The organism is Marinobacter sp. 2_MG-2023 (assembly GCF_030546935.1).
Classification (GTDB): Bacteria; Pseudomonadota; Gammaproteobacteria; order Pseudomonadales; family Oleiphilaceae; genus Marinobacter.
On sequence record NZ_JAUOPH010000002.1, the window covers coordinates 287,578 to 307,719 of the forward strand.

The 20,142-nt window shown below is 55.5% G+C and carries 16 protein-coding genes; 7 read left to right on the forward strand and 9 right to left on the reverse strand.

Features of this window, described 5'->3' with window-relative positions; all coding sequences use genetic code 11:
• Positions 1–53: 53 nt before the first annotated feature.
• Positions 54–2,210, reverse strand: coding sequence for a tRNA(Met) cytidine acetyltransferase TmcA (locus tag Q4501_RS05150; protein ID WP_303594789.1), 2,157 nt, complete (start codon positions 2,208–2,210; stop codon positions 54–56).
• Positions 2,210–2,587, reverse strand: coding sequence for a DUF2237 family protein (locus Q4501_RS05155; RefSeq protein WP_303594791.1), 378 nt, complete (start codon positions 2,585–2,587; stop codon positions 2,210–2,212). The genes Q4501_RS05150 and Q4501_RS05155 overlap by 1 nt, the downstream gene beginning before the upstream one ends.
• A gap of 233 nt (positions 2,588–2,820) precedes the next feature.
• Between Q4501_RS05155 and Q4501_RS05160 the strand changes: the two genes are divergently transcribed.
• The 3 genes from Q4501_RS05160 (at position 2,821) to Q4501_RS05170 (ending at position 7,067) form a co-directional block, all read left to right on the forward strand.
• A complete protein-coding gene (locus tag Q4501_RS05160; RefSeq protein ID WP_303594793.1) occupies positions 2,821–5,112 on the forward strand; it encodes an ATP-dependent helicase in 2,292 nt (763 codons plus the stop codon).
• Between the two features lie 171 nt (positions 5,113–5,283).
• Positions 5,284–6,492, forward strand: coding sequence for an OmpA family protein (locus Q4501_RS05165; protein WP_303594795.1), 1,209 nt, complete (start codon positions 5,284–5,286; stop codon positions 6,490–6,492).
• An 83-nt stretch (positions 6,493–6,575) separates the two neighbouring features.
• Positions 6,576–7,067 (forward strand): DUF4124 domain-containing protein, encoded by a 492-nt coding sequence (locus Q4501_RS05170; protein ID WP_303594797.1) that lies wholly within the window; start codon positions 6,576–6,578, stop codon positions 7,065–7,067.
• Here Q4501_RS05170 and Q4501_RS05175 read toward each other — a convergent pair.
• Both Q4501_RS05175 and Q4501_RS05180 read right to left on the reverse strand, forming a co-directional pair.
• Positions 7,024–8,280, reverse strand: a complete 1,257-nt coding sequence (locus Q4501_RS05175) for a methyltransferase (RefSeq protein ID WP_303594798.1) — start codon at positions 8,278–8,280, stop codon at positions 7,024–7,026. The genes Q4501_RS05170 and Q4501_RS05175 overlap by 44 nt on opposite strands.
• Positions 8,277–9,548, reverse strand: a complete 1,272-nt coding sequence (locus Q4501_RS05180) for a D-amino acid dehydrogenase (protein ID WP_303594800.1) — start codon at positions 9,546–9,548, stop codon at positions 8,277–8,279. The genes Q4501_RS05175 and Q4501_RS05180 overlap by 4 nt, the downstream gene beginning before the upstream one ends.
• A 197-nt stretch (positions 9,549–9,745) precedes the next feature.
• Here Q4501_RS05180 and Q4501_RS05185 point away from each other — a divergent pair, with 197 nt between their 5' ends.
• Positions 9,746–10,555: a TatD family hydrolase gene (locus Q4501_RS05185; protein WP_303594801.1), complete on the forward strand. Its 810-nt coding sequence runs from the start codon at positions 9,746–9,748 to the stop codon at positions 10,553–10,555.
• The gene (locus Q4501_RS05190; protein WP_303594802.1) at positions 10,552–11,760 is read left to right on the forward strand and encodes an HD-GYP domain-containing protein; all 1,209 of its coding nucleotides are present in this window, start codon (positions 10,552–10,554) and stop codon (positions 11,758–11,760) included. Before Q4501_RS05185 ends, Q4501_RS05190 begins: the two co-directional genes overlap by 4 nt.
• Before the next feature lie 6 nt (positions 11,761–11,766).
• Here Q4501_RS05190 and Q4501_RS05195 read toward each other — a convergent pair whose 3' ends face one another.
• From Q4501_RS05195 to Q4501_RS05215, 5 genes are read right to left on the reverse strand one after another with little or no spacing between them, the layout of a single operon-like run.
• Positions 11,767–12,678 (reverse strand): lysine exporter LysO family protein, encoded by a 912-nt coding sequence (locus Q4501_RS05195; protein ID WP_303594804.1) that lies wholly within the window; start codon positions 12,676–12,678, stop codon positions 11,767–11,769.
• The gene (locus Q4501_RS05200) at positions 12,678–12,998 is read right to left on the reverse strand and encodes a DUF2288 domain-containing protein (RefSeq protein WP_303594805.1); all 321 of its coding nucleotides are present in this window, start codon (positions 12,996–12,998) and stop codon (positions 12,678–12,680) included. The genes Q4501_RS05195 and Q4501_RS05200 overlap by 1 nt, the downstream gene beginning before the upstream one ends.
• Positions 12,999–13,038: 40 nt before the next feature.
• Entirely contained in the window at positions 13,039–13,440 is a 402-nt protein-coding gene (locus tag Q4501_RS05205; protein WP_303594806.1) for a response regulator, read from the reverse strand.
• Complete coding sequence (locus Q4501_RS05210) at positions 13,418–14,569, reverse strand: response regulator (protein ID WP_303594808.1); 1,152 nt, start codon at positions 14,567–14,569, stop codon at positions 13,418–13,420. The genes Q4501_RS05205 and Q4501_RS05210 overlap by 23 nt, the downstream gene beginning before the upstream one ends.
• 28 nt (positions 14,570–14,597) lie before the next feature.
• Entirely contained in the window at positions 14,598–16,256 is a 1,659-nt protein-coding gene (locus Q4501_RS05215; RefSeq protein ID WP_303594810.1) for a diguanylate cyclase, read from the reverse strand.
• A 102-nt stretch (positions 16,257–16,358) separates the two neighbouring features.
• On the opposite strand from Q4501_RS05215, the gene Q4501_RS05220 reads away from it, so the two are divergent.
• On the forward strand, positions 16,359–18,152 hold the full coding sequence (locus Q4501_RS05220; RefSeq protein WP_303594812.1) for an ATP-binding protein: 1,794 nt from the start codon (positions 16,359–16,361) through the stop codon (positions 18,150–18,152).
• Complete coding sequence (locus Q4501_RS05225) at positions 18,139–20,136, forward strand: ATP-binding protein (protein ID WP_303594814.1); 1,998 nt, start codon at positions 18,139–18,141, stop codon at positions 20,134–20,136. Before Q4501_RS05220 ends, Q4501_RS05225 begins: the two co-directional genes overlap by 14 nt.
• The last annotated feature ends 6 nt before the right edge of the window (positions 20,137–20,142 follow it).

Genomic DNA, 20,142 nt, shown 5'->3' on the forward strand with positions numbered 1-20,142 from the left:
AGATAAGTGGAGCCTATTCTGAGCAGGAGGCCCGCATAATTAAATCGAGCGGGTCACAACTCCGGTCCGTTCCGGAGAAGTTCACGAACCATAGCGCGCAAACGGTCCTCCCCGTCCCGCTGGCCGGTGCACAAGCCTTCCCCTTGCAGCTCTGACCAACTCCACCCTTGCAGCACGGCCCGACACCAAATACTCAGTTCTGTATGCTGGCTGAACCAGCCCATAAGGCCCTGGGCCTGGCTGAGCTCCCGCAGAACTGGCACCATCAACTGAAAACCCCTGTGGCCGTCACCAAAGTTCTGAAGATCCCGGATATCCGCCAAATCCGGTGGAGATCCTGATGGTAGGTTAGCTGTCATATCCGCCAGGAGTCCGGGGTCCAGGTCTTTCCAGTTCAGCGGCACCAGGGTCAGCCAGTGCTTGGCCAGACGTGCCCGCACTTGCCGGACAAGAGATAGCCCTGCACTACTGTGGGCAAGAACCATCTGTACCGGATACTCCCCGCTGGTGGCCTCTTGTTGCAGCCCTATACGCACCAACTTCAGCCCACAAGAGGCCCAGAAAGCGTATAGATCCGAGCTGCCGCCGAAGCTGGTGCCTGTAAAGTCCAGCTCTTCACGTTCTGCACCAGCGGCCGCAGCAACTACCAGTCTATTCCCGATGCCTGAACGCCTGGACTGCGCTGTAACCGCTACCCTGATAATCCTCAAACCACACTGGCTGGCAGCCTCCGGAAAACCACTATGGCCGGCCAGCGACTGGGGCAAAAGATGCCCCCGAACCCGGCGTTTGCCACTCGCTACCTGCGTTGCCAACTCTTTACTCAGCCCGCCTTCCACGGCGCCCCAGAGCACACCAACAGTTCTGCCGTTTACAAGAGCACGCCAGCTTCGCGCTGCGGGGTCGTCCAGCCATTGCCGAAGATCGCCCGGCGTTGTCCGGTAGTGCGCATCCACCAAAAGGCCAAATGCCTCAACAAGTTCCGCTTCGGTTGCCAGGGCAGGTTGCCAGGGCTCAATAACCACATCACCAACCGGCGTTTTCGGGAACTCGCCCGAACCCTGCTCGGCACCAAGTAGAAAAAGCCTGGATACCAGAGGCTCCAGAGGGTCGTTTTCGGCCCAGCGCACCGGTTTGGAAAGCACTCGGGACTGCCAATGCGGTGTTTCACTATCGAGCACATTGCGGAAGCGGATTGCAAACCCACGCCCTGCGCCCTCGTATCCGTGAACCGTAGAGGCGAAAGCGACTCGCGGCCAGCCCAGCAGAACACGTTTCAGCAAGGAAACCGGAAGGCCAGCCGCTTCATCCACCATAACAACTTCAGCTTCCGGCTTTTCTTGGAGCAGGTCGCGAACCGGCAGGTAACGCAGTCGCGCACCGGAAGCCGTTTTTATCCAGTCATCACCTGCCTCCAGAACCTCGTCATCAAGGCTTTCCAGAGCATGAATGAACAAGGCACTAACATTTTGTCTTGAGGGCGCGGTTACCAGTATCTGTCTTCGACCCTGCTGCAATAACTGGGCTGCGGCCATACCCAACGCAGCAGACTTGCCGCGCCCACGATCCGCAGTCACTACCAGGGGCCGACGACGACGGCCAAGCCCGAACGCAACAAGCTTGCGGATCAAACCCTCCTGATCGGGCGTTGTGGCGACCTTGAATTTGTCGGTGGACGATGGCAATTCCAGAAGACTCAGGGCTTCCGGCGAGCCAAGGCGCACCCTGATAACAGAAGAGTCAGCCGCCAGAACGCCAGCCATGCGCTCCGCAAAAGGATGGAACTGGCAATGATCCAGACCGGTTCTCACGTAATCCGGATCTGAAAAATGGCCCCACGCCTCAAGAGAAGGCATCAACCAGAACAACAGCCCACCCGCTTTCAAAGTGCCCGCAAGCGCTGCAAAAGCATCCGGCGGATTTCCCTGCCAGCCATCCCATACAATCAAAGGTGTTTCACGGCCCAGCCACTGCCGGGCCTTCGACGCTTCAATCGTAGTGAGGCGGACGCCAAGCGCTTCACGTGTGCGCCCGACCCACAGCCCACCCTCCTGCGCTATAGCCGGAAGAAGCGCCTGCAACCATTGAACAGCGAGATCGCGGGGGCCCTCAAGCAACACCAGTCGCCGTTCTCCGCTTGCCACTAAACCGGATTGCAGTGAGCGCCAGGTATCAACGGCCGACGCAGGCAAGGCTGCTTCGGTACTCATTAACTGAGATCAACACCGTGGGTTTTCAGGTTTTCAAGAGCACAGTGCTCCAGAGCCCCCTGATGTGTTGCACGCAGCCGCACCCTGGGTGCGCTGCCCGCTTCAAACGCTTCGTGCCAGCGAGCGGCGCAAAGGCACCAGTTATCACCCGCTTTTAAACCGGGAAAACCGAAAGCCGGTACTGGCGTGCTTAAATCGTTCCCGCGGGCTTTGGAAAACTCCAGAAATTCGTCAGTGACAACCGCACAAACCGTATGCGAACCGTGATCATCCGGCCCGGTATTGCAGCACCCATCACGGTAGAATCCCGTTTCGGGATCCGTCCCGCAAGTTTCCAGCTTCTCGCCTAATACGTTGACAGGCTTCTCAGTTTGCATAGTCGTTATCCTCTGATTTGGTGCTAGCAACAAGTCAGGGCCTTACCCAAAATACGCTGTGAATACATCCATGTACGCTCGGCTCCGCCATCCATGGCTCCGCACGATTTTGGATAAGGCCCCGCCTTGTTGCTCCCGAGTTTTTCAGGTGGATTTTCTAAAATACATATTCAGATTAACCAATTATGCGGCACAGGTACCCGCGCTGCCAGTTGGTCAGTACAATAGTACTTATGCCAACCGACACCCCCGAATCTCTCACTTCCGATCTGCCTGATTTTCTGACCGATGAGCAAAAGGCAATTATTACCGCCGGCTACGAGCATTCGGTGATCACCGCCGTCGCCGGCAGCGGTAAAACCTCCACCCTGGCCTGGCGAATTCGCTATCTGCTACGGCAAGGCCATGATCCCGACCGTATACTGGTGCTTATGTTCAACCGCAGCGCGCGGATGGATTTTGAGCGCAAGTTGCAGGAGGTCTGCCACCAGAGTGGGCTGGCGCTTCCGGAGATACGCACCTATCACGCCATGGGTCTGCGACTGTACAAGCGATTCGTACGGGAAGGCTACCTGCCAGGGTTCTCCGAAAAAATTCTGACCGAACAGGAAATCAGTTTCCAGGCCTGGCTATTGACGCGGCGGTTGGCACCGGAAGGTCTTGCGGATGAAATACGGCGCAACAAAAAAGACTATGTCGAGACAGCCACCGGGTTTATCGACCTGGTGAAAACCACTCTGTCACCGGCCGAGATCGTATTCGAAGAACTCGGCTACTCGGACAAGCACCGATATCTGATAGACCTGTTTCACAGCTTTGAACAGTGGCGCAAGGGCCAAAGCCGCATCAGCTTCGCAGATATGCTCTACGAACCAGTGATGGCGATTCATCAAAATCCGCCCCTGCAACGGCTGGTGGGCAACAAGATGGACCTGATTCTCGTGGATGAGTACCAGGATACCAACGAGATCCAACATCTACTGTTGCGCTATGTTGCTGGTGACCGGGCCCGTGTGACCGTAGTAGGAGACCCTGACCAGACCATTTACGAGTTTCGGGGCGCGAAGCCCGAGTTTATTCTCAAGCGCTTCAGCGATGAGTTTGAAAGCCCGCTGGAACAGACGCTCAGTTACACCTTCCGCTATGGCCACCGGGTTGCCCTCCTGGCCAACCACCTGATCTGTCACAACACCGGCCGCAAGGATGTGTTGTGCCACTCCCACGCCTCCACTCCCGCCACGGAGATCACCCTGCACAGGGTGGAGAGCGATGCGGATGCCGTATTGCAGATCCTTGGCCAGGGAACGGACGACTCTGTTCAGGGCGCGCTTGCAGACACGGCCATTCTGTTCCGGGTCTGGAGCCAGAGTGTGCCAATCGAACTCAAACTGTTAGCCCGTCAGATCCCCTACCGTATCGATGCTGGCAAAGGCGCACTGTTCAGTCGTGAGGTACAGGCCATCACGGCTTTATTGAAAGTGGTTTCCGGAACTTTGGGAACGCTCCCCGAGGAAGACAGACTGGCGCTCGCACAACTGCTTCTGCGCTTTCCTCATGTAGGCCTCAAGGAACCTGAGCTGGAGCAGCTAGCGAGATTTCTTGCCGGATTTGCCAATGGCTGGCATGAGCGTCTGCTGGCATTGGACTTTGGCGCGCTGGCGCCCATGGCGGCCCGGAAACTGCGCAAGCTGGGCGAGGTTCTGGAACAACTCCAGGGCTATTCAGGCCCGGTAACAGGCCTGATAACGGTCTATGCAGAGCATACGGATCTGTATGAAGGCGTTCGCAGCCTGGCACTGACCCATGACGGCGCAGAAGAGCGCATCGATACCATTCACGGGTTTCGTGAGTACCTGAAGGGCCTGGATGTGAATGTTAAAGGTGCACTGGCCCACCTCAAAGCACTGCAACAACAAGCCAGCGAAAAGCAGGCCAGCGGAGGCGTTCTGCTCTCCACGATTCATCGTACGAAGGGGCTGGAATGGCCACGAGTAATCATTCCGGGCTTGCAAGAGAAGTATCTACCCCACAGTCCGCGATCCCAGGATGACGCTCGCGCAACCCTGGAAAGCGAACGTCGATTGTTATACGTCGCCATGACACGCACCCGCGAAAAGCTGCACCTGATTACCCGGCAGCCAAGCAAACAACCTCACCTGGATGGCGATCAGGGCCCCAGTCGTTTTATAGAAGAATGCTGCTTCGATCTGGCTGACGAGTTCGGGCGGTGGCTGGATGGACGAGTAACGGATAGCAACCGTTCGGTAAAGCTCGCCGCGCCACTGACACCTGTCAGCTCGCGTTACGCGGCACAGGAAGGCATCTCCCTTGAGGGCGATGCTCGGGCCTATGACAGCACCACATCCCCCCTGTGGCACCAGACGCGCCTCAATCACGCTATTTTCGGCCCAGGCTCCGTAGTCGCGGAAGATGAAAGCTCGTTCGAGGTCCATTTTACTAGCGGTGAAAAAATGCACTTCAGCAAAAAAAGCGCCCACCTTTATTTCAGCGTTCTATCAACGTAACTCACAGAAAAGTGTGCTAGTAAGGCCGACAACACGTATAATTCCTAATGTAACATTAGTGATCAATTCTTTATTTTTCGTAACTCTTTGGTATAAGTTGCGCCCAGTGTGCAAATTAGCCACTTTTACGATACGACAGCTTTACAACGATAATCGAACAGGAGGTTCTGCATGAACATCATGCGTCCGATCGCGATGGCCGCCATCGCAGGTACTTTTGCGGCCCCAGCCCTAGCTGCTGAACGCCAAGAAACGGTTTACATCAACCCTTTCGCTGCTTATCAGCTTTTCGACGACGACCGTGACCTAAGTGAAACCGGCACGTTCGGCGTGGGTCTGGAATACCGGTTCAAGCCGAACTGGGCGATTGAGGCCATGTATTCCCGGGCTGATGCAGACCGTAAATACGTCTCAGGATCTTCAGACTTTGAAGAAATCCGCGTAGACGGCACCTACTACTTCGCCGCTCAGGATAAAGCCTGGAACCCGTATGTTTCTGCGGGTGTCGGCAATGCTGACTTTGGCGTAGGTGATGTTATCAGCTACAACACTGCTGGTACCGACCATGATGAAACCCGCGTTAACGTAGGTACAGGTGTTCGCTACAACGTAAGCGACGCCATCTCCTTGCGTGGCGACCTGCGGGAATTCCACGGCATCGACGAAAGCACTTTTGACACCCAGGTTTCTCTGGGCATCAGCTTCGCGTTCAACCGCACAGTTGGAAGTGCAGCACCTATGGCCCCGGCAGACACCGACAACGACGGTGTACCTGATTCCCGCGACCAATGCCCAGGCACCCCTGCTGGCGCATCTGTTGACAGCACAGGCTGTGAGCCAGACGCTGACGGCGACGGCGTAGCCGACGTGCGTGATGCCTGCCCTGACACACCTCGTGGTGCCGACGTGAACAGCCGTGGCTGCGAACTCGACAGCGACAACGACGGCGTCGTTAACAGCCAGGACCTTTGCCCGAACACCGCTGCTGGTGCGGAAGTGGATGAAACAGGTTGTGAAGGTGTAACCGAAACCATCGATACATTCACCATTGAGGTGAAGTTCCCGACTAACAGCTCCGTGATCGGCAACGCCTACGATGCGGAAATCCGTCGTGTTGCAGACGCGCTTAAAGCCAACCCGGGCACCGTTGTAGAAATTGCCGGTCACGCTGACAATCGCGGCAAGGCCAGCTACAACGAATTCCTGTCACAGCGTCGTGCTGAAGCAGTAGCAGAGCGCCTGACCGGTGCACTTGGCGTGGATGCGGAAAAAGTGAGCGCGAAAGGCTACGGTGAAAGCGAACCGGTTGCCTCTAACGATACAGCGGCAGGTCGTGCTGAGAACCGTCGGGTTGAAGCCCGCATTCAGGTTCTTCGCTAATACCTGAGCTAGTATAGAAGCAAGTGAAGTCAGGAAAGGCGCCTTAGGGCGCCTTTCTTTTTGGCTGTTTCCGGGGGTAGCCCATGCTCAGATTATTGATCGGCCTGGTTTTTCCACTAGTGTTTGCTACTGCAACTCAGGCTGAGGTCTTTCGTTGCAGCGACGCAGAAGGAAACACGGTATTTTCCGACACGCCCTGTGGCGAAAATGCCGAAGCCATACAGATAAGAGACAACCGAATCGGGGGCCGTTTTAACCAGAACCTGCCAGCCTCGTCAGCAGCGAAACCAGAGCCACACGAAAAAGTCGAAAAGGCCTCTGAAGCGGGTTCAGAGCCGGAAACCTGTCGTTTTATCAACTCCACCGACCTGCGTCGGTATCTGATCCGCGAACAGGTCGTCAAGGGCATGACTCGAGAGCATGTGCGCAGCGCGTTCGGCAATCCACCGGAAACCTATGGCGGCCCCCAGGAAGTCTGGATTTATCAGACCGACTATTATGGCGCGCTTTACGAACTAACCTACGTGTACTTCAAGGATGGCTGTGTCGAGCGGGTTGAGTACCGCAAACCCTGACCGCATCCAACAATAGATTCCTGGGTGTCAGCGACCGGGCGCAAAAATGACCAAGCCGCACTCTGTACCCCTGCTCTTCAAGATACATTGCATAATCCAGAACGAGCCATAGCTCCAAAGGCCGGCGAAACACATGCCGAATGAGCTCATGGCGGCGAACCTCAGCGTGACGCTGGACGCCATAAGCACGCCAGACCTCAAAATCCGTACTAGCAGGCAAATGGAGCTGTTTTATTCCAGCTGCCCAGCTGCAAAAGGCCGGAAACCCCTTCCCAAGCAGCCGTGGAGAACAGGAAGGCAGAGACAGGTAGTCATCGGCACCCCGCAAGGCACGTTGCAAGCCATCAAAACCCAGCCGCCACTGACTTAACGTTCTTGTTCGTTTTCTGACACCAGCCGGCGCCGTTACCGTTTCGCGCAACGCCAAACGCAGATCGCTGCGGTACGGCACCAAGCGGTTCGCGTAATCCATTCCTCGTTCCGAGAGTGCCTTATGAACGTTATCCACGGTTTTATGATAGCAACAGGGTGAAATACTCAGCCGCGGTAACCCAGCGGCGGTGCCCTGCATCAACAACTGCCGGTGAAGGTCGCCACAGGCATGCAAAGCTACACCATGGGTGTCATCCGGCAAGGGCAGGTTCTGCGCCATTACATCCCGACAGTGGATCTGAACGGCGTCTCCAAAGTGCTCTGCAAGCCGGTTACCGCCGGCCACCAACTCGGGATTCCACTCATAGCCGTCAACAATTTGGTGACCCTGAGCGGCCAGTGTTCGAGACAAGTGCCCTTTGCCGCAACACCAGTCAAGAATCGGTTGCTGCAACGGTTTTAGTGCTGCCGTAAAAGCACCCGCCTGCTCCCGTTTCCGCCCGGGCATGTCCTTTGCCCTGACTTCCGGTAGCGTCGCAGCCATAACATCAGCGGGCCGGGGTGACAGTTCTGGCAGCTTAACCATGTCAGAGTAATAGCCCAGTTCTGGCACGAACCGTGACGCTTTTTTCACCACCACCCCGGGGTCACCCTCCAGTTCGTCGCATTCGGCTTCGGTGAGTTCTGCCACCATGCCTGCAAGCTCTGGATAGAGTTGAACCCAATCCGGTCGCGGCTCTGTAAACGGAGCCGGCTGCCATATGGGCTGATGCAAAACCAGCCAGTCGTTCAGCGCTTGCCACCGCGAGTAATAGGATTCGGCGCAACCTTGAACACTCACTCCTGATAGCGGCCCGGGCGAAATGCATCCAGACAAACAGCCGGCTCTTCGCCGTCTATCACCTGGGCAATGACATCCGCACTGCCAGCTGAGAAAGTCCAGCCGAAGGTCCCGTGACCTGTATTGAGATAAAGATTACGACGCGGACCACGGCCAATAATGGCGGGACCATCAGGCGTCATCGGGCGGAAGCCCGTCCAGGTTTCTGCGGCATCCAGATCGGCGCAACCAGGATAGCGGGACTCAACGGATTTGCGGATGGTGGCGATGCGCGCTTCGGGAATATCCCGATTGAAGTCCGCCAACTCCACGAATCCGGTAGCACGCAAACGGTCACCCAGGCGCGTCGACACGACTTTGTAGTTATCGTCGTGAATCGTTGAAACCGGCGCCTTTTCGGGGTTCTTCAGCGGCGCTGTAATACTGTATCCCTTAACCGGGTAGATAGGCAGTTTAAGGCCAAGGGGTCGAACCAGCTCCGGAGACCAGCAACCAGCGCTCACTACAAAGGCGTCTGCCGCCAGCGTTTCCTGCTGGCCACTTTCGTTACGCAGAACAACCGATTCGACTGTCTGGCTGTTAGCCGTTAGCCGCTCCACCTGAACGCCATACCTGAACTGGACGCCTTTTTCTTCGCAGACTTTCGCCAACTCTCGTGAAAACAGATGGCAGTCGCCAGTGCCGTCGGTGTCGTAACTCAGGGCACCATAAAGTGGGCCGTTGCCGGCCATGCCAGGCTCCGCCTCGTATACCTGCTCGGGCGTCAGCAGCCGGGAGGCGATCCCCATCTCGCTCAACAGCCGTTGTGTGCCCCGGTACGCTTCCAGCTCTTCAGGCTTGCTGGCAAGATGCAGCAGGCCGCGATGTCCGCCGTCAAATGCCAGGTCCAGCTCCTCTTCCAGTTTCAGAAAGCGTTCACGGCTATGAATCCCGAGGCGAAGCATGGCGCGCTTGTTAAAACCGAACAGGCCGGGTGACCAGGCATAACGAAGTGTTGAAAACATGAACTGTATAGCGCCCAGAGAAGGTGGCATATGCAATTTCAGGGGACCATCCTGCTTAACCAGCCAGGGCAATGCCTTGAACACCATGCCGGGATCTGCCCAAGGGTATACCACGCCGTAAGAACGCTGGGCCGCGTTGCCTTTGCTGGTTTCATTGCCGGCCATTTCATGACGCTCAAGGACCGTCACCTGATGACCGCGACGGTTCAGTTCAAAGGCTGTGGTTACACCCACAACGCCACCACCAATAACGACAACGTGCATCCGCTCCTCCATCCTGAATGAAACCCGAACCAGCCCCAAGGGGCAACATTCATCAAGGAAACTCCCTATCTATGAATGTAGGCCCTTAAACGTACAGCTGATAAGATTGCTTTCTTAAGCCCCACCGCAAGCCTAGCAGTCAAACTTAAAGAGTAGCAGTCGAACTGACTGCCTGTACCGGAGCCTAGCACCAGTCCATGAGTAAAAAACGTCGCGAGATTCCCGTATTCGACCATCCGATCATCGAGACCCACTGCCACCTGGATTACCTCAAGGATCGACCTCTGGAAGAAACTCTGGAGGAAACCCGGCGGGTGAATATCGAGCGGGTGATTACTATTGCGGTCGCGCCGGGCAACCTTGCGCAAGTGCGTGAACTCAGCACCAAGGCCCCATGGCTCTTCGGCACTCAGGGCATCCACCCCCACGAGGCGGAAAGTTACAGCGATGCCATTGACGCCGAAATACGAACTCATGCCCGGGACGACAAGATCGTTGCGGTTGGCGAAATCGGGCTGGATTATTTCTATGACAACGCCGATCGCGCCATTCAGCGTGATGTGTTCCGGCGCCAGCTTCAGATTGCCTGTGACAACGACCGTCCGGTAGTTATCCACAGCCGTGACGCAGACGAGGATACAATAGCTATACTCAAAGAGTTCGAGCAGTCTCTCAAACGCCGCGGCGTCATTCACAGCTTCACGTCGGGACCGGGGCTTGCAAGATATGCACTGGATCAGGGCTGGAATCTCGGCTTTAATGGCATTACCACTTTTAACAAGGCAGAAAACGTACGGGACATTGTTCGTATGGCTCCCATCAACCAGATCCTTCTGGAGACTGATGCCCCGTTTCTTACCCCCGTACCCTACCGTGGCCGGGAAAATGCGCCTTTCTATCTGCCATTTGTAGCGGAGAAGATCGCCGAAGTGAAAGAGCTGCCACTGGAGGATGTGATTGTGCATACTTATAAAAACAGCTTGCGAACGTTCTTCCCCGCACAATGATCAAACGCATTCCCATATCCGCACTGAAGGTCGGCATGTATATCAGCGACCTCAACAATGACTGGATTCCCCACAATACCCAGCGCAGGCGCGGCGTAGTCAAACGGGAAGAAACCATTGAAAAAATCCGCAAAATGGGTGTGCAGTTTGTCTATATTGATGCACAGAAAGGCGCAGATACTCAGGATTCCGAAACAGCCGAAGAAGTAGAAAAACGTAATGAAGCGGCGCTGCAAATAGCGGGTGAACAGAAACCCGGCATTACGCCAAAGGTCTCTCTTTCCGAGGAGATGGCAGTTGCTCTTGGAATTCATTCAGAGGCGCAGGAGTTGGTTGGCAGCTTCATGAACAGCGCCAAGATCGGTGCCGCCATCGATATCGCGCCGATACATCAACTGGCGGACGAGCTGCAAAACTCGGTTACCCGCAACGCCAATGCGCTGGGTTGCCTGGGGCGTATCCGCGAAAAAGACAACTACCTCCTTGAGCACTCGGTAAACCTGAGTGTCCTCATGACCCTTTTCGGACAGTATCGAAAGCTCCCTGACGATGTCCTGCACCAGACTGTTGTAGGCGCACTGCTCCACGATCTGGGAAAAATACTGACGCCTGATGAGGTGCTACATAAACCTGGACGCCTGTCACCAGAAGAATATGAAGTCATGAAGCTTCATGCCAGGCACTCCCGCGACATTTTGTCTGCAACCGAAGGCATCGGCGAACTCACCGTGATCACGGCGGCCCAGCACCATGAGCGCCTGGATGGCACAGGTTACCCGGAGGGCCTGAAGGGCGATCAGATCTCTGTATACGGGCGCATGGTTGCCATTACCGATGTGTACGATGCCATTACCGCCGATCGCGTGTATCACCGCGGCATGACGCCTACCCAGGGCCTCAAGAAGCTTCTCGAGTGGAGCGGCAGTCATCTGGACCCGGCACTGGTTAAGCAATTCATCCGCTGTATCGGGCTGTATCCAGTAGGCTCTCTGGTTTTACTCGACAGTGGGCGGCTCGGTGTTGTGATTGAAATAAATGAGGAAGATCAGCGGTTACCCGTTGTCCGGGTGATGTATCACACGAAATTCCGGATGCCGATTACCGTTACAACCATCAATCTCTCAAAAGCCGGTAGCCAGGACCGCATTCTTCGCGCCGTTGACCCGAATGAATACCGGATTGATGTGCGCAAGTTCCTTTCCTGAGGCTCTCTAGCCCAGAGAGAGAAACACACCCATCAGAACCGGCGACAGAAAAGACAGCAGGAAACCGGAGGCGATAGCCACAGGCACACAGCTTAGGCCACCGTTGCTGCGGATTACCGGAAGCGTAAAATCCATTGACGTAGCTCCTCCATAACCGATAGCCATGGCTGGCCGACTGCCGATAACCAGCGGGATTATGGCCAGTGCAATAATTTCGCGAAGTACATCGTTCAGAAATGCCACACCGCCCCATGCAGGGCCAAGGGCCTCCCCAATCACGATTCCGGAAAGCGAGTACCAGCCAAATCCAGAGACCAGGGCGAGCACATCGTGCCAGGGCAGGCCTAGCACAGGCATAAGCAACACGCCCGCCAGCAAAGAGCTGAGCACCAGCACAATCGCGATGCCCAGCCCCTGGGTGTTCATCAGCAGCTTGCGCAGGGAAAGCCCCGCATTACGCAATTGCAGGCCAATCAAAAACAGCAGAAGCATCAAAGACCAGGTAGCCAACTGCTCGGCTTGCGGCAGTTTCGGCAACAGGAAATAGCCCGATAACACCCCGGCCAGCACTGCAAACAGAGGCTTGAGGCCAGCCATGAAAAGACGCAGGTAACCCGCCCTGCCAGCGCCGGCATCTCTTGGCTCAGGAGGCATGGGGCGCCAGCGATGTAGCAGCCACAGGCCCAGCATATTGGCAACAAACAGAACCGCTACCAGAGCCGACATCTGCCCTGCCATAGTTCCCAGCTGCCCCGTTAAACCCTCCATCTGACCCAGAGCAAGCCCCAGCAGCGCCAAAATGAAATACACCAGCACTTCAACGGAATAATGAATCGCTGTCATCAGTCGGCGATTTTTCAGCGTCAGGGCAAATCCCAGAAACAACGGTGCAAGAATCAGCAAGGCACCCGTCAGCATCAGTGCACCGACGCGTCGGAACGATCCTGAATCAGCACCCAGGGCGCTATAACCACAGCCCAGAGCTCGGCATTGCGTTCATACCAGGCGCGGGCCAGGTCGGGTGAAACATCCCCCACGTCGCCCGCAGCGAGCCACTGTTCAAAGAGGACGCGGTTATCTGCTGTCAGCTCACTGGCCACATCCAGAAGGTCCAAATTGTTGCTCACGCGCACTATCTGTCCACGGGCATAGTAGGTTTGCAGTTCGTGCCAGCGTATGCGGGAGGTTTCCAGGTTAAGCCTGGCTTTGATTTCATCGTTGTTGCGGGAAGATGACATGAGAGCCTTTTCGGATGATGACAGTAAAACCGGCGAGAGCTTAACCGATTGCACCGGCCTGATTCCAGATTTCCCTTATCTCGTCGGCCAGTGTGAGCGGATCAAACGGCTTTGGAATCACGCCAGCCGCACCCTGTGTCAGGTAACCCTGAACTTCATCGCTCTGAACCTTCGCAGTCATGAACACCGCAGGTATTTCAGCATAACCCGGTAAGCGCCGGATGGCCTCCAGGGTCGCGGGACCATCCATCACCGGCATCATGACATCCAGAAGGATCAGTTGGGGCTGACATTCACCAATCTGCTCCAACGCCTGTTGTCCTGATTCACAGGCCGTGAGTTGAAATCCGCCAATGGCTTCCAGAGCCAGTTCCGCTACCGCGCGAATATCGGGCTCATCTTCAACCATCAGAATACGATTAAGACCGCTGTCTGGCGTCATCTTCACCCTCCTCGATCCCCAGCCTTCGTAGTAGTGTGCGACACTCAGGGCTTTCGGCCTCCTCCGTTGCCAGCAATGCGGCCGCTCGCATCACCAGTTTCGATCGGCTTACGTTACCCCGGCTCAAAAAATAGACAGCACCAATCAATTCCCGAAGATCCAGCGGCAAATGCCACTGCACCTTGATCCGGTTACCCAGCTTTTCGGCCCAGCCGGTAATGGCCGAATCGATCTGTTCAACGTCTGGCGGCTCCCCACTCTCATCACACTGGTTTTGCAGCACCTTCAAGGCGGCCAACTCTCCGGCCTTACTCAACAAGCCTGCCGTGTAATACAGAGCAGGGTTTTCTCCCACCTTTTTCGCCAGCGCGCGGGCTTCCTCGGCCACTCGCAAAGCCTGCTCCTGTTCAATACGCGCACGTTCACCCAAGCGCGGGCAGGCCAGCTTGCCGGCAATATCCAACGACAGCGCAAGAGCCTGATTCAACGCCATAGCAACACCAATCGAGCTGATGGCCTCTGCGGGTGTTTTCACCGGCGTGCCCGAACGCCGAAATGAGGCGCTGTTAGCCACATCCAGCATTTTTGCACTCAGCGCAGGCTCCTTGCTCCATTGTTCCGCGAGGAAACGCGCACCCAACTCGTCACGTTTCTCCATAAGCGCCAGAATTTCAGCAGTATCGATCTGGCCTGGTAGTTGAATCGCGGAGTTACAGGCAGCTTCCATTTTTTCAGCCAGGGTGACGGAACCTTTATCATGGTCAACGGGCAATGGCGCCAGCGCTGTCAGCCGCTGGTGCAGCGCGTCTACCTGAAAGGGCTTACTGATGTAGCCGCTAATACCCAGATGGGCTGCCGCCAGAATGGAGTCGCGGTCTGTGCGGCCACTGATCACCAGAACAGGAATTTCAGCGCTGGTTTGCCTGACCACACGAATCAACTCAAGCCCTGAACCATCCGGCAGGTTCCTGTCGGCAATCACCAGATCAGCCGGCTCTTCCCGCCAGCTATCGCAAGCTGATTGAAGCTGCGTACACAGCCGGATTCTGGCTCCCGGATAGGCGCTCGCCACAACGGTTTCCAGCAGATCACCAACCAGCTCATCGTCTTCGAGAATCAACACATACATCGTGGGGCTCTCAATGTGCAGTTAAAGATCACAACAGGCTCCTTGAATCCACGCTGACGCCATTACGGCCTGCACGTTTGCGCTGATACAGTGCCCTGTCTGCCGCTTCGATAGCTTGTTCAGCGGACCCATAGGCGTTCAATGTGGCAACGCCCGCGCTGAGGCTGACAGAGAACTCTTCAGTGCCAACGTTAAATGCCAGTCGCGCAAAATCCTGGCTCAGCGCTTCAAGCACCTCAACGGCTTTTTCCAGTGAACATTCGGGCAACACGACCATAAATTCCTCACCACCATAGCGACCGATAATATCCGTATTCCGCAATCGGTGGCGCAACAGGTTGGCCAAAGCCTTGATCACCATATCCCCCGCGCCGTGGCCATAGGCGTCGTTTACCTTCTTGAAATGATCCAGATCCAGCATAGCCACAACAGAATTGTGCCCGCTACGGGCGCTGCGCGCATACTCGCGGCCAAGCTCGGTTTTAGCGAGTGCGTGCTTTAACAAACCCGTAAGACTGTCCAGCGACACCAGTTTGTCGAGCTGTCGGGCGCGATAACAACGCATTCGTACCGTTCGCAACAGGAACTCATCAGATACCGGCTTGGTAACAAAATCATCACCACCACGGGCAAGTGCATCGAGTTGCCTGTTGCGGTCCTCTTCGGAGGAAAAGAAAATAATGGGTAAACTGAGCCACTCGGCCTGAAATCTCACCATCCTGGCGAGCGCCGGACCGTCGTAAAGCCCCATTTGCACATCCATTAACAGGATGTCCGGCCGGAACTCTGACAGTTCTGAAAGCAAGTTTGATGGGTCGCCCAGAGCCCGGACCTGCAAGCCCCCGCTAGTGAGCACTAATCGGTAGTGCTCCAGCAACTCGCGGTCGTCATCCAGAATCATCACCCGACCAGTGAGCGTTGCAAGTCCCTCGGCCAGGAGCTGCTCTATGCGATCCGCAAGAGCGGGGATATCCTGCGGGTCATCACAACAGGCATCTATGCCGAGGCAAGCCAACCGGTAACGGGTGGCAAAGTCAGGAGCCTGGCTGAAACAGATCACCGGCAGATCATGTAGTCTCGACAACCATTGCACACCCTCATCCTGCAAAAGCGTATCCCTGACCATGACCAGATCAACGTCATCCATGCCCTCCGGCCACTCATGGCCATTACTCAGGCTGCGCAGTCGGTGACCGTATAGCGCCAGGCCCTCTGAAACCAACTCCGCAAGCTCTTGGTCAGGTTCAAGAATCAGCAACACAGGCTGATTATCCGTTTCTGCCAGCCTGGGCTGATGCCACTCGGTTGAGACTGGCTCGGCAGTAACTAAAAGGTTGCCAAGGCCGGCAATATCGTCTTCATAACCGGCGCTCAACAACTGCTTCAACTCTAGTCGTATACTTTCGCTGTCGGCTCCATCAGCAACCTGATCTGCCAATGGCTTTATAGCGATTTCGAGTTTACGGGCCTGTTCGCCAAGCAGAGTAAACCCCAGTGTGCCCGCCGAGCCTGCCAGCCTGTGTAAAAGCTGATAGGCAGCGACCAGCTCACCGATGGTTTCAGAATTTCGGGATGCGTTGAAAATACTGGCGACCAAGCCTTCAATTTCACGTATCGTTTTATCTCGAAAACGATTACGAAGGGTCTCCAGTTTTTTCTGCACCTCACGAGTAGGGCTTTGAGGCATAAAGGCTCTTGCTGATCAAAGCGCACAAGCGCTGTGAATTCTATTTCAGTTGATGTTCAATCAAAGCAAGTTTTCCGGCAAATAGCCAGACAGGAGCAGGTTTTGGGTCATTTATCTCTGGGTACGCGCCTTGCCGTGATTATCATCCTTGGCAGTCTGGCAATCGTCGGTTCTGTAATTTATGCCGCTTACGGCGCTTTACTTGAGGACTTTGAAAAAAACCTGGCTGCCCAACAGGCAAACGAAACAGCCCACATCTCCAGCCTGGTCAGCCAGAACCTGGAGCTGCGCACCAGCGCCCTGGCCCAGTTCGCCGCCATGCTTGGCCATAGTGGCCAACTTCCACCTCAAGAACCACTGACAAAACTCCTGCAAAAGCAGCAAAAACTGAGAGAGCTGTTTCCCCACAGCCTGACCATTCTGTCTCCAAACGCTATATTACTGGCTGAAAACACCTATGTACCAGGCAGGGTTGGCACCTATTATGCCGACCGGCCCCACTGGAAAGCGGCGATAAAAACCCGCCGCCCGGTCATCAGCCGCCCTATTATAGGCAGGGCAACGGGTATACCGCTGATGGTTTTTATAGCACCCATTCTGACAGATAGCGGAGAGCTCCTCGGCTTTCTCAGCGGCACCCTGCAAATGGACCAAGCGCTGCTAATACCGAAACATGTGCGTGAGGATGCTATTAAAGACGCAATCTTCCTGGTGATTGACACTGCAAACTTCCTGTTCGTAGAAGGCTCCCGCAATAAAACCATAGAGTACTTGCCAGACCCGGGAGAAAATTTGCTGATCGATGCAGCTCTGTCCGGCATCCCTTTTGGTGAGGTTGAGACTGCCTCGGGTGAGACGTTGATCTATGCCACAAATCACCTGCAGCGTCTGGGCTGGTTATTTATCCGCGCCGTTCCCAAATCCCTTGCGACCGCCCCCGCCGAGCAGGCTTTCGTACGGTTTTTTACCATCAGCATAGGGGTAACCCTCGGCATAGTATTGCTGACGTACCTGGCACTCCGATCGACAACCGTATCGCTCACCCAGATGACACGGCGTATTCGTTCAATGATTCAGAAACCTGAATCCTCCCGGCGTCTTATAGAGCGAGGGGCCCCCGAGGTGCGCGATCTGGCACAGGCATTCAACCAGTTGATGGATGAGCGTGATGCCAACAACCAGCTCAAGGACAACTTTGTTTCCAATGTCAGCCACGAGCTACGCACTCCTTTGACCTCAATGAATGGCGCTTTGCGACTGCTCAAGTCGGGCACAGCAGGGGAACTCCCGGAACGCGCCCAGGAGATGACGACGCTGGCCCTGCGCAACGGCGAGCGCCTGCAACTACTCATCAACGATCTGCTCGATTTCAACAAGCTTTCAAGTGGCAACATGCGGGTGAGCTTTCAGACCGAAAACCTGCAGAAGCTGCTTACGGAAACAGTCAGCGGCAATGAGGCCATGGCGCGGGAGTTGGGTGTCAGGCTCAAAGCCTCAGACATACCCGCGATATCCTTACAGACCGACGGGCACAGATTGCGACAAATTCTGGACAATTTCGTCAGCAATGCCATCAAGCACTCGCCTCAGCAAGGTCTGGTTACACTTCATGCTGAAGAAGTCGATCCATACCGGCTTCGAATCACTGTGAGCGACCAGGGCAAAGGCGTACCTGAAGAGTTTCGGAGCCAGATTTTCGAACGCTTTGCCCAGGCAGAAACAGGCACAACCCGTGCAACCAATGGCACCGGCCTTGGCCTTGCAATCAGCCGACAGCTTGCAGTCCTCCTGGGCGGAAATACCGGCTTCTACAACAATAACGGCGCACATTTTTGGGTTGAGCTACCAATGGGCGACGTTAGCTCGCCAGAGGAGCATGCCCATGAGAGCGCCTGAGTTTCCAGCCAATGAAAGCGCAAGGCAGGTAACGCTGGATCAATTGCGTATTCTCGATACACCTCCCGAAGCACGCTTCGATCGGCTGACACGAATGGCAGCAAGGCTGATGGACGTGCCAATATGCCTCATTTCATTGGTCGACCGAGACCGGCAGTGGTTCAAGTCCTGTATCGGCCTCGGTGTCAGCGAAACCCCGAGAAGCATTTCGTTCTGCGGGCACGCCATTTTAGACAGGTTGCCTCTGGTGGTTGAGGATGCGCACGAAGATGAACGCTTCCAAGACAACCCCCTGGTAATCAGTGACCCGAACATCCGGTTCTATGCCGGGATGCCCCTTAACAGTGCGGACGGTCAGACCCTTGGCACTCTGTGCGTTATGGACCGGAAACCGCGCAAGCTGAACGAAGACGATCTGCAGTGCCTGCGCGATATCGCAGATTGTGTCGAGGAGCAGATCAGCGCGCGTAAACTGGCGATTCATTACCGGGAACAGGAACTGCAAGAGCAAAACGAATCCCTGATCATGCTTGCACAGCTCGTTGACATGGTACCAGGCGGCCTTTATCAGTTCCGCCGCTACCCGAATGGGGATCTATGCTTTCCTTTCAGCAGCAAGGGGATTGAACGCTCGTTTGGTGTAACCCAGAAACAAGCACTGGAAGATGCGTCTTCTCTGTTTAAGTTGATCCACCCCGATGACTTACCGGCTGTATCAGCTGCGATTGATGAGTCCGCAAACCAACTTAGCACCTGGTCTATCAGTTTCAGGATAATGGGGCCAGACGGCGACTGGCGCTGGATCGAGGGCCATGCCAGACCTCAGGAGCTTGCAGACGGCAGCACCATATGGCACGGCTATCTGGAAGATATCGATGAGAAGAAACGGGCTCTTGTAGGATTAGAGGAAAGCGAACTTCAACTTCGGCGCCTGTTCGAGCTCGCGCCCAACGGCATCCTTCTTGCGGACTACCTGACGTCAGAAATCATCGATGTAAATGCGGCCATGCTTAAATCGACCGGCTATAGCAAGGATGAGTTCCTGAAGCTGGACTATCGCAATCTTCTTACTCGTGACCACGTATCACGGCGCGCTGAAGCTCTGGAGCAACTAAGAAAGACGGGGTATTTTGGCCCTATAGAGCAGAATGTGATCAATCGCGAAGGCGGCATCTACCCCGTTATTCTGCACAGCATGCTTATACGGGATTCATCAGGGAACAAGTTGCTTTGGGTGCTGATGGAGGATATCTCCGAACGCAAAAAGATCGAACGTATGAAAAACCGGTTCGTTGCCACCGTCAGCCATGAGCTGCGCACGCCGCTTACGTCTATAACGGGCGCCGTCGGTTTGCTGGCCGGCGGAGCAGCTGGAGCACTTCCCGCAAAAGCCCAGAGTATGATGGAAATTGCGAAACGCAACGCCCAGCAACTGGCCACTTTGATCAATGATCTGCTGGATATAGAAAAGCTGGTAGCCGGCAAGCTGGACATCCACCTAGAACAACAGCCTTTGCAGCCTCTGCTTGAACAGGCGGTCAGTACGAACCAGCCTTACGGCGCGCAGCGCAAAGTCACCATCGATCCCGCCCCCAATATTCCCGGAACCGACGTATACGTAGACCACCAGCGGTTATTGCAGGCACTCAACAACCTGATATCCAATGCTATAAAGTTCTCACCAGACAACGGCCGCGTCCAACTGTCGGCCCGGCACGAGTTGTCAGAAGGAAATCCAACAGTCGTTATTGGCGTGAAAGACAGCGGTCAAGGTGTTCCGGCCGCTTTTCGCGACCAGATTTTTCAGCGTTTTGCGCAGGCAGACAGTTCCGACACCCGCAGTAAGGGCGGAACCGGTCTGGGGTTGGCCATCACGAGGGAGCTAATTACCGTAATGGGCGGCGAAGTCGGCTTTGAGTCTATACCCGGACAAGGCGCTACCTTCTGGATACGCTTGCCGGTAACAAACACCGATGCCCAATAAAAAACC

Excerpts from the sequence above, each read along its gene's own strand:
- Q4501_RS05210 (WP_303594808.1), bottom strand. The coding sequence starts at position 14,569 with ATGTATGTGTTGATTCTCGAAGACGATGAGCTGGTTGGTGATCTGCTG.
- Q4501_RS05155 (WP_303594791.1), bottom strand. The coding sequence starts at position 2,587 with ATGCAAACTGAGAAGCCTGTCAACGTATTAGGCGAGAAGCTGGAAACT.
- Q4501_RS05185 (WP_303594801.1), top strand. The coding sequence starts at position 9,746 with ATGAGTAAAAAACGTCGCGAGATTCCCGTATTCGACCATCCGATCATC.
- Q4501_RS05200 (WP_303594805.1), bottom strand. The coding sequence starts at position 12,998 with ATGTCATCTTCCCGCAACAACGATGAAATCAAAGCCAGGCTTAACCTG.
- Q4501_RS05215 (WP_303594810.1), bottom strand. The coding sequence starts at position 16,256 with ATGCCTCAAAGCCCTACTCGTGAGGTGCAGAAAAAACTGGAGACCCTT.
- Q4501_RS05150 (WP_303594789.1), bottom strand. The coding sequence starts at position 2,210 with ATGAGTACCGAAGCAGCCTTGCCTGCGTCGGCCGTTGATACCTGGCGC.
- Q4501_RS05170 (WP_303594797.1), top strand. The coding sequence starts at position 6,576 with ATGCTCAGATTATTGATCGGCCTGGTTTTTCCACTAGTGTTTGCTACT.
- Q4501_RS05180 (WP_303594800.1), bottom strand. The coding sequence starts at position 9,548 with ATGCACGTTGTCGTTATTGGTGGTGGCGTTGTGGGTGTAACCACAGCC.
- Q4501_RS05165 (WP_303594795.1), top strand. The coding sequence starts at position 5,284 with ATGAACATCATGCGTCCGATCGCGATGGCCGCCATCGCAGGTACTTTT.
- Q4501_RS05195 (WP_303594804.1), bottom strand. The coding sequence starts at position 12,678 with ATGCTGACGGGTGCCTTGCTGATTCTTGCACCGTTGTTTCTGGGATTT.
- Q4501_RS05190 (WP_303594802.1), top strand. The coding sequence starts at position 10,552 with ATGATCAAACGCATTCCCATATCCGCACTGAAGGTCGGCATGTATATC.
- Q4501_RS05225 (WP_303594814.1), top strand. The coding sequence starts at position 18,139 with ATGAGAGCGCCTGAGTTTCCAGCCAATGAAAGCGCAAGGCAGGTAACG.
- Q4501_RS05160 (WP_303594793.1), top strand. The coding sequence starts at position 2,821 with ATGCCAACCGACACCCCCGAATCTCTCACTTCCGATCTGCCTGATTTT.
- Q4501_RS05205 (WP_303594806.1), bottom strand. The coding sequence starts at position 13,440 with ATGACGCCAGACAGCGGTCTTAATCGTATTCTGATGGTTGAAGATGAG.